Raw genomic sequence first — 13,014 nt, 5'->3', positions numbered from 1 at the left:
AAAGAAGTGAACATCATGGTTAATAGACAACATAAATTAAAATCCACCCTTAATCCAAATTTCTTGAAGGGGATATTATTAACGCTTCTTATTGCTTTAGTAGCGAAATATATTGCCACATTTCCTTTCCTATCAATATTGGGACAGTTGGTTATTGCCATTATATTAGGGATGACCTGGCGAGCAGCATTTAAAGTACAAGATTCTTGGCAAGTAGGTATTTCATTTTCAAGCAAGAAGCTATTACGCTTTGGTATTATTTTATTGGGTATGCGCTTAAATTTGGCAGATATTTATCATGCGGGAGCTAACGTTTTTTTTATTGCAGTCATTAATTTGCTATTTGCATTAATTGTTGTGTACGGCCTAACAAAAATATTTAAAGTCGAACAAAAGCTAGGGATATTAACAGCTTGCGGGACTGCCATTTGCGGAGCTGCTGCAGTAGTGGCAATTGCACCTCAAATTAAAGCAAATGAAAAGGAAACGGCGGTAGGGGCAGCGATTGTTGCGTTATTGGGGACTATATTTACACTTATTTATACGGTACTCTATTCCATCATCGATTTAACACCTACTGCGTATGGTATTTTCGCAGGGGGGACATTACATGAAATTGCTCATGTAATTGCAGCTGCATCAGCTGGTGGAAATGAAGCAATTGATATAGCCGTCATTGTGAAATTAACACGTGTGGCCCTGCTCGTACCTGTAGCGATTGTTATTGGTATTTTCTATCGAAGAATGGACAAAGGTGAAGAGAAAAAAGCATTTTCTTTATCCATCATACCGTGGTTTATTTTAGGATTTTTAGCGATGAGTGCTATCAACTCCTTAGGGATTATACCAGCGAATGTATCGCAAGTATTAGTAGATACTGCTTATATCTTAATTGCTATGGCAATGGCAGGTCTAGGTCTAAATGTTGAGATGAAAACGTTTAAGGAGCTAGGTGTAAAGGCATTTATTGCAGGTTTAATTGGCTCAGTCTGTCTATCCGTGCTGGGCTATATACTAGTCATTCTTTTATATTGATTTAATCAGTGTTTGTTATACCAAGAAAAAAGACCCTGCATGATCGTTCAACATGCAGGGCTTTTTAGATAGAATCAGAAGATAATGTATAAGTAATTTAATCGTCGTTTACTAATTTAAAGCTTCAATAGAAGAAGCTAATTCCGCCACCACTATTTTGCTGCCGATAATTGGACTGTCAGCCTTTTCTCCCTCAGAACCCGAATTTGGGCGTTGATGGGCTGCAGCAAATGCATCGCTATTACGCCATGCTTGGAAATGCTCCTTAGATTCCCAATACATATTAACACTCATTTCGTCATAAGTAGGATCATCAGTTGAAATTAATACCTCTACTTTATGAAAGCCTTCAAACTGTTGCAGAGGACCTGGCTTTGTAAAATTTGGTGCCATTCTCGCAGCAAAACCGGGTTTTACTTGAATACGATTAGTTACAATAATCATGCTTTTACCCCCCTTAATTTCATTTACTAGGTTTTTGAATGAATTATCAGTGATTATCATTCGCACTCAATGATAAGTGGCTGAGGAAGACATTGTCAATAGATGTCCTTTATATAATCTGTGCTAGTAGTTAATGGGTAATGGATAGGCTGACATTTAACTGACATAATCCAGTGCTATAATGAACATAAGAGTGAACTAGTAGCGAGGTGATTGACTTTGGCAAACATTCTAGTAATAGAGGATGAATATCCAATAAGCCAGGTTTTAAAGGTGTATTTACAAAAAGTGGGTTATAGTGTGACACAATGTTTCAATGGTGGTCAAGCCTTGGTCATGTTTCGTGAAACACAGCCAGATCTAGTGTTGCTAGATATTATGTTGCCAGAAAAAAATGGTTGGTCCATTTTAAAAGAAATAAGAGAACGAAGTACTTGCCCAGTTATCATGTTAACAGCATTAGGTGAGGTTAATTACCGTCTAAAGGGGTTTGATCATGGGGCAGATGATTATATTGCCAAGCCTTTTATCGCAGATGAAGTTGTTGCAAGAGTGAGGGCTGTTTTAAGACGTGCTGTAGGTAGTCCTGAGTCAGCTACTAGTAAGCAGTATGGATCTCTAGTGATTGATTGTAAAGCGCATAAAGTGTGTTTGCATGGAGAAGAGATTGTATTAACGCCAAGAGATTTATCAGTGCTCATGTTTTTAGCTGATCACCCTAATCAAACATTTACCCGTGATCAGCTTATAGATCAAGTTTGGGGATGGGAGTATGAGGGTAGTGATCGTGCAGTAGATTTAGCTATAAAGAGGCTTAGGAAGGCTTTAAAAGAATGGGATGAGGCGGAAGGAGAAATAAAGACACTACGTGGATTGGGGTATCAGCTAAGTGTTCAAAAAAAATAAGCGAATATCCTTACTTCAATATTGGACGAGCCGATATTTACTGACACTCTTTATAGGCTTAGCTATTGTATCTTTGATCTCAGCAGCGTGGATTCGTCATACAACATTTGAAAACCGATTAGAATTAATGGAGTTTTTAGCAGACGAGACGGTCTATCGTTTAACGGATACACCAAATCCTAATAATGGACCTATAAATGGTATTCCAGGTTTCATAGGGGATCGTCAGCGTTTTAATATGAAAGAGATCGATCCGATTTTGTATGTTGTAGATACAGAGGGAAATATACTGACAAGCAACCGTCCAGTACCGCCTGATAGTGCCAAAAATGTAGCTGGCTTGTTGGATGGAAAAGAAGGTACTAAGGAAATAAAGGATGGACTTGAGCCTGAATATGTAGTGAAAAGAAAGATAGAAAATAATCATGAGTTATTGGGTTGGGCCCTGGTGATGGAGAAGAAGGAGAATTTAACAAGAGTTAATCAAGCATATGGACAGCTTGCCATATTAATTGGAGCATTAGCATTATTAGGGTGGATCGCTATTTACTTTCTGTCAAAGCGCTTGGCCCATCCCATTAAACAAGTAGCAGAGGCTGCCAAGCATGTACAAGAAGGCAATTATGCAATTGATTTGCCTCAAGATAGTAAGGAAGAGGAGGTCTATGAGCTTGTTTCCTCCTTTAAAAATATGGCAAATAAATTAGAACAGCTGGAGAAAACTCGAACGGAATTACTAGCAGGTGTCACCCATGAATTGAAAACACCTGTCACCTCTATAAGTGGTTTATTACAGGCTGTAAGAGATGGTGTTGTAACGGGACAGGATGCTATGGAATTCATTGAAATGGCTATGGTCGAAACGACAAAAATGAAAACAATGGTTGGTGACTTACTTGCCTTTAACCATTTTGCTGTCGATGCTATCCCTGTGCAGATAGAGTCAGTTGATGTTAATCAGCTACTACGAGAGGCGGTGGCACAGTGGGAAGTAATACAGGAAGATGAACATGTAAAAGTTCATTTACATTTGTTGGAACACCCTGCATTGGTACAGGTAGATATTGTTCGTATCCAACAAATCATTACAAACCTATTAACCAATGCTAAACAGGCGATGGACAAAGGAACAATAACCTTGACGGTGATAGATCAAGCGGAGACTCTGTCAGTGTTGGTGAAGGACACAGGACAAGGAATCCCTCTAGAGGATCAGGCATTTATTTTTGAGCGCTTTTATAGAGGAGAAAATAAAAAATATACTGTTCGCGGCTTGGGTTTAGGATTACCACTTAGTAAAATGATGGCCCAATCCGTGGGGGGCGATTTGCGATTAATTGAAAGCAATCCCTCTGGAACACATTTTGAATTAGTATTGCAAAAGGCTACTGCGCTATAAGAGCGCAGCAGCCTTTTTATGTTGGTTTAATCCGTCTCCCAGAAAACTGCTTTGTATTGTAAAAGAGAGTTGAAGAATTTGTAAAGCTGACATCTGCCTGACATAAAAGCCCTTTATAGTAAACGATGTAGACGGGAAATGAACATAGGGACGAGCATCATTGAAGGTTTGTCAGTCTGACACTAATACAAGTAGGGAGAGTGATGAGATGCCAATAATTACTTCATTTAATCCAAATGGTCGACAAGAAATAAAACAAGCGATCTCCTATCCAGATTATGCATTATTAAAAGCCAAGCTTCAGCATGTTATGCAGCGAGATCAACATGCTGGCTTAGACGGTAAATATTTGATTCGTAGTACGTACTTCGATAATTTTGCCAATAAAGTGTTAAATGAGAAAAAAGAGGGCTTTATTAATCGAGATAAATATCGAGTACGCATATACGGCAAATCGAGTGATGTTATTAATCTTGAGCGGAAGAGTAAACGTAACAATGTAACCTTTAAAACAAAATGTTCAATATCTCAAGCTGAGTATGAAAAACTACGTATTGGCGAGATAGCCTGGATGGAGAATGATGATCGAGCGCTAATTCGAGATTTATATCTCGAGATGAATTACAACCATTTGCGACCTACTACGGTAGTGGATTACGAACGAGAAGCCTATGTCTATCCGTTTGGCAATGTGCGTGTGACATTTGATAGTAAGGTGCAATCGAGTCTACGCAACACTGATATGTTTAATCAAAACTTGCCTATGGTCGATGTACTGGAGCCGAATCTTGTAATTTTAGAGGTAAAGTACGATGAGTATCTACCAGACATCATCAAGTATTTACTACAGTCAGTAGATACTCGTGCTGAGGCCTATTCAAAATATCAACTTAGTCGTATGTACGGCTAATAATAAAGGAGAATGAACAATGGATACAATTAAATTTAGTGATATTTTTAAATCCAACTTTTTAGAAAAAACAACCTCATTTTCATTAATCGATTCAATTATTGGTTTAGTAGTCGCGTTTTTTATTGGGCTTTTCATTTATGCTGTTTATAAGAAGACCTTTAATGGAGTCATTTACTCCCATTCATTCAATATCTCACTACTTATAATGACAATGGCAACAGCACTAGTGATTATGGGAATCAGTTCAAATGTTCTGCTGTCACTTGGTATGGTTGGTGCTTTATCTATTGTACGTTTCCGTACACCTATTAAGGATCCAATGGATTTAGTCTATATTTTCTGGGCAATTGTTTCAGGTATTTTATGTGGTGCTGGCTTTATTCCATTAGTCATTATTGGTGCTGTTTTAATCGGACTTGTATTGCTCATATTCGTTAATAAAATAACGGTAGAAAATCCGTATTTACTGATTGTAAAGTTTGAAGAAGAGTTGGCTAATGCTGAAATTGAGCGAATTATTGCTGCGCAAACAAAAAAATTCGCTCTCAAATCGAAATCCATTATGCAACAGAATGAAATCGAAACAACTTATGAAATTCGTGTAAAACAAAATGATGCAAAACTGATGGATGAACTAACAAAGGTAGCTGGTGTAAAATCAGCCATTATGCTGAGCTATGATGGGAATTTCACAGCGTAATGACCTCAATAATAAATAGAACTACGTTGAGAGGTGACGGCTATGATTAAAACCCGAATTGTCTATCTGTGCATGGCAATTTTACTCCTTCACTTTGTCGTGATATATGCTGTACTTCCGAATGTAGGCATTGAAACGAAAAAATCTGAGTTCTCATATGAGAATATAGTGTTTAATAGCAATAAAGTAACCACTGTAGATATCGAGATAGCTGAGGAAGATTGGGCAGATCTGCTGGAAAATGCTTCTGCTGAAGAATTAAAACAAGCAGATATTACAGTAAATGGAAAGAAAATTGAGAATGTTGCTATTCGTACTAAGGGCAATCTATCATTACGATCGGTTGTCAATAGTGACTCAGATCGCTATAGCTTAAAAATTGATTTTGATTATTATGATGATACACAAAGCTTATATGGCTTAAAAAAATTAAATTTAAACAATAATTATAGTGACTCTACATTAATGAGAGAGTATATCTCTTATGAATTGATGGAGCAAATGGGTTTACCAACACCGGCACACTCCTATATGTATGTGACAGTGAATGGTGAGGAGCGGGGTTTGTTTTTAGGGGTAGAAGCTGTGGATGAGACATTCCTGGCTAATTATTACGGCTCTAATGATGGCTTTTTATTTAAGCCAGATGGGATAGGCAGCGATTTAAAATATATTAGCGACGATATCGAAGACTATACAGGCATTGGATTAAAAACTAATGAAGGTAATATTGAACAATCAAAGTTTGTTGAAATGCTAGATGCTATTAATAATGGCGGAAACATAGAAAAGTATATCGATGTCGATGAAATGTTACGTTATTTTGCTGTCAACACAGCACTTGTGAATTTAGATAGTTATCAAGGGAATATGAAACATAACTATTATTTATATGAACAGAACGGTGTATTTTCTATTATTCCTTGGGATTACAACATGTCCTTTGGTGGCTTTGGGGCTGGAGGTGGTAGAATAGCAGGAGGAAACAGCGGAAATCAAGCTGACGCTACTACTAATAAGGAAAAACCAGTGGCACAAAACAATGGACAACCCGATCAAACTGTTGATGGGGATAAGCAACAACGAGATGGCGGCTTTGACATGGGAATGGGCATGTCAGGCAATTTATTAAATGATAGTGCTATTAATTTTAGTGTAACAACCCCTGTTTCCGGCACAACATTAGAGGAGCGGCCACTCCTAAATGCATTGCTTGCTAATGAAGAATACCGTGCCAAATATGAAGAGTATCTAGAAGAGCTAGCGTCGACTTATTTAACAGAAGATTATGTGCAAACTATTACTAAAAAGTTAGCTGTGCTATTAACTACTTATGTGGAGGCAGATCCAACCAAGTTCTCTACTACGGAGCAATTTTTAGAAGCAGTTGAAGGTGAAAATAGCTTGCCGGAATTTGCCAAAAGGCGCTCGGAATCTATATTAAAGCAACTGTCTGGGGAGCTTGTAGTGGAAGCATCTACGTATTCTCAGGGCAATATGGGTATGCCAATGCCAAGTGAAAATGGTGAAATGAATTCGATGCCAGATGAATTTGATCCAAGTCAGCTACCAGAGGACTTTGACCCATCAAAGAGTCCACCTTTTAATAGAGAGGGCGGAGGTCCGAGAGATGGACAAAATGGAGAACAAATGCAACCTCCTGATGGAAATGGAGCCCCAATGGGAATGCCTGGTGCGAATAGTGAAGCTGCAAATCACGGGCCTGTTATTGATAAAAATACAGTGTTTACAGCCATTACATGTCTAGTGCTGCTCCTTCTTGCACTTCTCTTTGTTGTTAAATTTAAACGTAGAGGTCGTTAGAAAATAACCATATCCAATATCTTTGGGTATGGTTTTTGCTTTTTATCTGTTAAAATAAAGCATTCTTTTCTGAGGAGTCCTTTCATATGAATGAACAGCAATTTGATAAACATTTGCATATAAACACGGTGGGAGAGCAATATGGCTTTCCTAAGCTTGCACACTATCATCGTTATGAGCCAACACCCTACAGTGGATTGGAGCAATTATTCGCTACGTATCAGATGCCTGACAATCCAGTATTTATTGATATGGGGTGCGGGAAAGGACGAGTTCCTATTTTTGTGCACCATAAGTTTCATATACCAACCATTGGGATAGAGATGGATGCGGGTTTTTATACGGAGGCTGAAGAAAATAAACGTAATTATCTTCAAAAAATGAAAGCACATGCCCCTATTAAGTTTATTCATATAATAGCCGAATCATATGAAATAAAGTCACGTGATAATGTGTTTTTCTTTTTTAATCCCTTTTCCATCCATATTTTTCGCACAGTCATTCATAATATTTGGAAATCCTATGAGCAGCGCATGCGGGATATTCATATAATTTTATATTATCCGCCTTACGATTATTTACAATTTTTACATCATGGAACACCATTTGAGTTGCTTCATGAAGTTCATTTAGAAAATGAAACAAATATTAATGAGCGCATTTGTGTGTTTGAATTAAAAAAAGCTTAGAGTATGGGGAAGCCCACTCTAAGCTTTTCCCATTTGCAGTACAGGTATCAGCAATTAGTTACTCGTAGACCCTATGATTATTTTCAGGGAAATAATTGTAATAGATGAAGGGGGTCTTTCAATCAACTAGAATTTATTTTGAAAAAACAATTTCATCTGATAGTTTTGTACTAGTATATAGTTTGAATTAAAAGATAATTCACAAATAACTAATTATACTGAAAAATCACTCTAGACTAAATATAAAGAATGTTTTACAATGAAAAAGGCTTATATGAATAATATTTTCTTTTGTTTTTAGATAGTTATAAATAATTATTTTGGCTATTGAGTAAATGAATTTAATTGTTTATAATTATCAGAAATATCTAATATTTGAGAAATTTTCAGGGGGAATTTAATTATGAGAGAGAGCAAAAAGCTTAAGAAGTTCGGTTCACTTTTAGTAGCATCTTCATTACTTGCTGGTGTTCTTGCTGGTTGCGGTAACGGAGACGATTCAAGTTCTGGCGGAGGCTCATCATCAGGCGGAGGCTCATCTGATGGCGATACAATTAAAATTGGTGCCAACTTAGAGCTTTCAGGGAATGTAGCATCTTATGGTTCCTCTATTGGGCTAGGTGCAGAACTGGCTGTAAAAGAAATTAATGATGCTGGCGGTATTGATGGTAAGAAAATTGAACTGATTAAAGTAGATAATAAATCAGAGAACTCTGAAGCAACTTCAGCTGCTATTAAACTAGCAACGCAGGATAAAGTAGTAGCAATGCTAGCACCTGCGACTTCAGGTAATACAGTAGCTACTGTTCAAATTGCAAATGATAATAAAATTCCTATTGTTACGGGTTCTGGTACAGCACCGAATATCACGGTAAATGAGGATGGCAGTGTTAATGATTATGCTTTCCGTACATGCTTTATTGACCCATTCCAGGGGATTGTAGCAGCTAATTTTGCTTCAGGTGAGCTAGATGCGAAAAATGTAGCTATTTTTGCAGATAATGCATCAGATTACGCAAAAGGTTTAGCAAAATCCTTTAAAGAAACGATTACGAAGAGTGGCGGAAAAGTTGTAAAAGAAGAAGCTTATGTAGCGAAGGATACAGACTTCCGTACACAATTAACAAATATTAAAGCAGCAAATCCAGACTTTATCTTTATCCCTGGATACTATGAAGAAGTAGGTTTGATTGTTAAACAAGCACGTGAAATGGGCATTGATGTACCTCTAATGGGTGCTGATGGTTGGGATTCTCCAACTTTAATCGAATTAGCTGGCGCGGATGCATTGAATAACACATACATCACAAACCACTACTCTGCTGAAGACCCAGATCAAAAAATTCAAGATTTCGTAAAGGCCTTTAAAGCGGCAAATGGTGACAAAGCGCCTGACGCATTCAACGCACTTGGTTATGACACAATTTACTACATTGCTGATGCAATTAAACGTGCAGGCTCTACAGATGGGGAAGCAATTAAAAATGAATTAGCTGCAACAAAAGATCTTTCTTTAGTAACAGGTACTTTCTCAGTTGACGAAAACCATAACCCAATTAAAACAGCAACAGTTCTTGAATTTAAAGACGGTAAACAAGTGTTCAACTCTAAAGTTAATCCTTAATGTTTTGTAAGCAAGGGGGAGGCGGGTAAACACGCCTTCCTTTTTTGTGTGTTAGATAACTAGAATCGTAGAGCAAAACATAACTTTTAGTATCGATCTATGTACTTATTTTTCAATTTTCAGAAAATTTAAAGGAGTGAATGCGCATGGAATGGATACAGCAACTTGTGAACGGTATTTCACTTGGAAGTATCTACGCGTTAATAGCGTTAGGGTATACGATGGTATACGGTATTATCAAGCTGATTAACTTTGCTCATGGTGATGTCTTCATGATTGGGTCATTTATTGGCTTTTACGCTATTGCTAAATGGGAGCTTGGTTTCTTCCCAGCATTATTATTGGCGATGTTAGTTTGTGCAATTTTTGGTGTATTAATTGAACGTATTGCCTATAAACGTTTACGAAATGCTACACGTATCGCAGCTTTAATTACAGCGATAGGTGTATCGCTATTAATTGAATATACAACAATTTTCTTCAGAGGTGCTCAACCGGCAGCATATCCTGAAGTTTTCAAAAATAAATCACTAGATATTTTTGGCGTTCAAATCAGCAGTACTTCCATCTTAATTTTATCAGTCGCAGTTGTACTGATGATTCTTTTACAATTCATCGTACATAAAACAAAAATCGGTAAAGCGATGCGTGCTGTTTCCCACGATGCAGATGCAGCTCGCTTAATGGGTATTAACGTTGACAATACAATCTCTGCAACGTTTGCGATTGGTTCAGCTTTAGCTGGTGCAGCAGGTGTTATCTTTGGGGTTTATTATACAAAAATTGACCCGTTAATGGGTGTTATTCCTGGGGTTAAAGCATTTATCGCAGCTGTTCTTGGTGGTATTGGTATCATCCCAGGCGCTATGGTTGGTGGTATGTTACTAGGTGTTGTAGAGTCCTTAGTAAGTGCACTTGGCTTCTCGTTATGGCGTGATGCTGCGGCATTCGTTATTTTAATTTTAATCTTAATCTTCAGACCATCGGGTATCTTTGGTAAAAACGCCCGTGAGAAAGTGTAGGTGAGCGGTTTTATGAAAAAGTCTAAAGTTTTCTGGGGCTATGCCGTAATAGCGCTAGTCATCTATGCAGTTGTACAATTGTTGATTACAACAGAAGTAATTGATTTGTACTATAAAAATATGTTGATCACAATGTGTATTAACATCATGTTGGCTGTCAGCTTGCATATTGTTATTGGTGTTACTGGACAGTTTTCAATTGGGCATGCTGGGTTCCTCGCAGTGGGAGCATATGTATCAGCTATTATTACAACAAAGCTAATGTTACCATTCCCATTGGCCATCCTATTAGGAGCTACAGCAGCAGCAGTTGCTGGTTTAATCGTAGGGATTCCAACGCTTCGTTTAAAAGGGGATTACTTAGCGATTGCTACACTAGGATTTGCAGAGATTATTCGTATTATCTTTTTAAATACGGATTATGTTGGTGGCGCAGCAGGGATGCAGGTTAAATATTTATCGAACTGGACATACGCATTCTTTGGCGTAGTGTTAACGATTCTAGTTATCTCAAACTTTACAAATTCTCGTCATGGGCGTGCGTGTATTTCCATTCGAGAAGATGAAATAGCAGCAGATGCGATGGGTATTAACACAACTTACTATAAAGTTGTTGCATTTGCGATTGGGTCTTTCTTCGCAGGTCTAGCAGGAGCCATTTTTGCACATAACTTTTACATTATTCAACCGACAACATTCGGTTTCTTAAAATCATTTGATATTTTAATTTACGTTGTACTTGGTGGTTTAGGAAGTCTTTCTGGTTCAGTGATTGCTGCGATTTTCCTAACAGTCGTGTCTACTTATCTAGCAAACTTCCCAGAAACACGTATGATTATCTACAGTTTAGTATTAATTATCGTGATGCTTTATCGTCCAACAGGCTTAATGGGAACGAAAGAGATAACACAATTATTTAAGTTTGGTAAAAAGGGAGGTACGAAATAATGACTGGAAACCTTCTTATCAATGTTGAAAATATGGGTATTCAATTTGGTGGTTTAAAGGCAGTACAGGGCGTTAATATGTACCTTAACCAAGGCGAGTTGGTAGGACTTATTGGGCCAAACGGAGCTGGGAAAACAACTAGCTTTAATATGTTAACAGGGGTATATACACCTACGGAAGGTACAATTACTTTTAATGGTCTGAAACTGAATGGACTTGCACCCTATCAGGTTACACAGAAAGGGATCAGCCGTACGTTCCAAAATATTCGATTATTTAAAGAGCTATCTGTTCTTGACAATGTAAAGGTAGCCAATCATTCACTTGCAAAGCATTCTATGTGGGCTTCTATATTTCGTTTACCTACACATTTCAAAGGTGAGGCCGAAATGGAGCAACAGTCAATTGAGTTCTTAAAAATCTTTGGCTTAGATGTTTATAAAGATGAGCTAGCTAAGAATTTGCCATACGGGATGCAACGTCGTTTAGAGATTGCTCGTGCGTTAGCGGCAAATCCCAAACTACTCTTATTGGATGAACCAGCAGCAGGGATGAACCCACAAGAAACTCACGATTTAATGGAGCTAATTGCATTTATTCGTAAAGAGTTCGGCTTAACAATATTGCTGATTGAGCATGATATGAGCTTAGTTATGGGTATTTGTGAGCGTATTTACGTACTTGATCACGGACAATTAATCGCTGACGGGACACCAGAAGAAATTCGCAACAATCCAAAGGTAATAGAAGCGTACCTTGGAGAGGAGGTTATCGGCTAATGCTAAAAGTACAAAATATCGATGTTTATTATGGCAACATCCAAGCATTAAAGGGCCTCTCTTTAGAAGTAAACGAGGGTGAAATTGTAACGTTAATCGGTGCAAACGGTGCTGGAAAAAGCACGCTCTTAAAGACATTGTCAGGTTTATTAAAGCCAAAAGGTGGCATTATTGAATACGAAGGCTTTTCGATAGCTGGGAAAGCAGCACAAACTATTGTTAAATCAGGGATTTCACACGTTCCAGAAGGACGCCGTGTTTTTGCTAATATGTCAGTTGAGGAAAACTTAGAGCTTGGTGCGTATCTGCGTAATGATAAAGCAGGTATTAAGAAAGATATGGATCATGTTTTCGAGTTATTTCCACGATTATTAGAGCGCCGAAAACAGCAGTCAGGTACATTGTCTGGTGGGGAACAGCAGATGCTGGCGATGGGGCGTGCCTTAATGGCAAAACCAAAACTGTTATTAATGGATGAGCCTTCGATGGGTCTTGCACCGTTGATGGTGAAAAATATCTTCAATATTATTGAGCAGGTTAATAAAGAAGGAACAACCGTATTACTTGTAGAGCAAAATGCTAATATGGCATTATCTGTCGCTAACCGTGCATATGTACTTGAAACAGGGCGTATTGTTTTATCTGGTTCAGCAAAAGAGCTACAAGAGAGCGAGCAAGTAAAGGCAGCTTATTTAGGCGGATTATAAAAATGTAGGACATCTCATGTTGAG

The 13,014-nt window shown here is 37.9% G+C and carries 13 protein-coding genes; 12 read left to right on the top strand and 1 reads right to left on the bottom strand.

Annotated elements, in window-relative coordinates; all coding sequences use genetic code 11:
• Window positions 1-15 precede the first annotated feature (15 nt).
• Window positions 16-1,035, top strand: coding sequence for a YeiH family protein (locus tag NP781_RS22070; RefSeq protein WP_257520833.1), 1,020 nt, complete (start codon window positions 16-18; stop codon window positions 1,033-1,035).
• 111 nt (window positions 1,036-1,146) lie between these two features.
• On the opposite strand, the gene NP781_RS22065 is transcribed toward NP781_RS22070, so the two are convergent.
• On the bottom strand, window positions 1,147-1,479 hold the full coding sequence (locus tag NP781_RS22065) for a heme oxygenase (RefSeq protein ID WP_048395499.1): 333 nt from the start codon (window positions 1,477-1,479) through the stop codon (window positions 1,147-1,149).
• 219 nt (window positions 1,480-1,698) lie between these two features.
• Between NP781_RS22065 and NP781_RS22060 the strand changes: the two genes are divergently transcribed.
• From NP781_RS22060 to NP781_RS22010, 11 genes are all read left to right on the top strand, one after another.
• The gene (locus NP781_RS22060) at window positions 1,699-2,385 is read left to right on the top strand and encodes a response regulator transcription factor (protein WP_257520832.1); all 687 of its coding nucleotides are present in this window, start codon (window positions 1,699-1,701) and stop codon (window positions 2,383-2,385) included.
• Window positions 2,369-3,784: a sensor histidine kinase gene (locus tag NP781_RS22055; protein WP_257520831.1), complete on the top strand. Its 1,416-nt coding sequence runs from the start codon at window positions 2,369-2,371 to the stop codon at window positions 3,782-3,784. The genes NP781_RS22060 and NP781_RS22055 overlap by 17 nt, the downstream gene beginning before the upstream one ends.
• A 208-nt stretch (window positions 3,785-3,992) precedes the next feature.
• On the top strand, window positions 3,993-4,694 hold the full coding sequence (locus NP781_RS22050; protein ID WP_257520830.1) for a polyphosphate polymerase domain-containing protein: 702 nt from the start codon (window positions 3,993-3,995) through the stop codon (window positions 4,692-4,694).
• Between the two features lie 19 nt (window positions 4,695-4,713).
• On the top strand, window positions 4,714-5,397 hold the full coding sequence (locus NP781_RS22045; protein WP_131521792.1) for a DUF4956 domain-containing protein: 684 nt from the start codon (window positions 4,714-4,716) through the stop codon (window positions 5,395-5,397).
• Window positions 5,398-5,439: 42 nt separating this feature from the next.
• A complete protein-coding gene (locus NP781_RS22040) occupies window positions 5,440-7,221 on the top strand; it encodes a CotH kinase family protein (RefSeq protein WP_257520829.1) in 1,782 nt (593 codons plus the stop codon).
• Window positions 7,222-7,307: 86 nt separating this feature from the next.
• Window positions 7,308-7,910 carry a class I SAM-dependent methyltransferase gene (locus NP781_RS22035; RefSeq protein WP_257520828.1) on the top strand — a complete coding sequence of 201 codons (603 nt, stop codon included), beginning with the start codon at window positions 7,308-7,310 and terminating at the stop codon, window positions 7,908-7,910.
• A gap of 403 nt (window positions 7,911-8,313) precedes the next feature.
• The gene (locus tag NP781_RS22030) at window positions 8,314-9,534 is read left to right on the top strand and encodes an ABC transporter substrate-binding protein (protein WP_257520827.1); all 1,221 of its coding nucleotides are present in this window, start codon (window positions 8,314-8,316) and stop codon (window positions 9,532-9,534) included.
• A gap of 146 nt (window positions 9,535-9,680) precedes the next feature.
• The gene (locus NP781_RS22025) at window positions 9,681-10,556 is read left to right on the top strand and encodes a branched-chain amino acid ABC transporter permease (protein ID WP_016992164.1); all 876 of its coding nucleotides are present in this window, start codon (window positions 9,681-9,683) and stop codon (window positions 10,554-10,556) included.
• Between the two features lie 12 nt (window positions 10,557-10,568).
• Window positions 10,569-11,504, top strand: a complete 936-nt coding sequence (locus NP781_RS22020) for a branched-chain amino acid ABC transporter permease (protein ID WP_004233545.1) — start codon at window positions 10,569-10,571, stop codon at window positions 11,502-11,504.
• Window positions 11,504-12,283 (top strand): ABC transporter ATP-binding protein, encoded by a 780-nt coding sequence (locus NP781_RS22015; protein ID WP_048395513.1) that lies wholly within the window; start codon window positions 11,504-11,506, stop codon window positions 12,281-12,283. Before NP781_RS22020 ends, NP781_RS22015 begins: the two co-directional genes overlap by 1 nt.
• Window positions 12,283-12,990 carry an ABC transporter ATP-binding protein gene (locus NP781_RS22010; RefSeq protein WP_004233555.1) on the top strand — a complete coding sequence of 236 codons (708 nt, stop codon included), beginning with the start codon at window positions 12,283-12,285 and terminating at the stop codon, window positions 12,988-12,990. Before NP781_RS22015 ends, NP781_RS22010 begins: the two co-directional genes overlap by 1 nt.
• The last annotated feature ends 24 nt before the right edge of the window (window positions 12,991-13,014 follow it).

The organism is Lysinibacillus sp. FN11, from assembly GCF_024628845.1.
Lineage (GTDB): Bacteria > Bacillota > Bacilli > Bacillales_A > Planococcaceae > Lysinibacillus > Lysinibacillus capsici.
This window is presented reverse-complemented; position numbering and strand designations above follow the sequence as displayed.

Coding starts and splice junctions, on each gene's coding strand:
- NP781_RS22050 (WP_257520830.1), top strand. CDS start 3,993: ATGCCAATAATTACTTCATTTAATCCAAATGGTCGACAAGAAATAAAA.
- NP781_RS22010 (WP_004233555.1), top strand. CDS start 12,283: ATGCTAAAAGTACAAAATATCGATGTTTATTATGGCAACATCCAAGCA.
- NP781_RS22020 (WP_004233545.1), top strand. CDS start 10,569: ATGAAAAAGTCTAAAGTTTTCTGGGGCTATGCCGTAATAGCGCTAGTC.
- NP781_RS22035 (WP_257520828.1), top strand. CDS start 7,308: ATGAATGAACAGCAATTTGATAAACATTTGCATATAAACACGGTGGGA.
- NP781_RS22045 (WP_131521792.1), top strand. CDS start 4,714: ATGGATACAATTAAATTTAGTGATATTTTTAAATCCAACTTTTTAGAA.
- NP781_RS22040 (WP_257520829.1), top strand. CDS start 5,440: ATGATTAAAACCCGAATTGTCTATCTGTGCATGGCAATTTTACTCCTT.
- NP781_RS22070 (WP_257520833.1), top strand. CDS start 16: ATGGTTAATAGACAACATAAATTAAAATCCACCCTTAATCCAAATTTC.
- NP781_RS22065 (WP_048395499.1), bottom strand. CDS start 1,479: ATGATTATTGTAACTAATCGTATTCAAGTAAAACCCGGTTTTGCTGCG.
- NP781_RS22030 (WP_257520827.1), top strand. CDS start 8,314: ATGAGAGAGAGCAAAAAGCTTAAGAAGTTCGGTTCACTTTTAGTAGCA.
- NP781_RS22025 (WP_016992164.1), top strand. CDS start 9,681: ATGGAATGGATACAGCAACTTGTGAACGGTATTTCACTTGGAAGTATC.
- NP781_RS22015 (WP_048395513.1), top strand. CDS start 11,504: ATGACTGGAAACCTTCTTATCAATGTTGAAAATATGGGTATTCAATTT.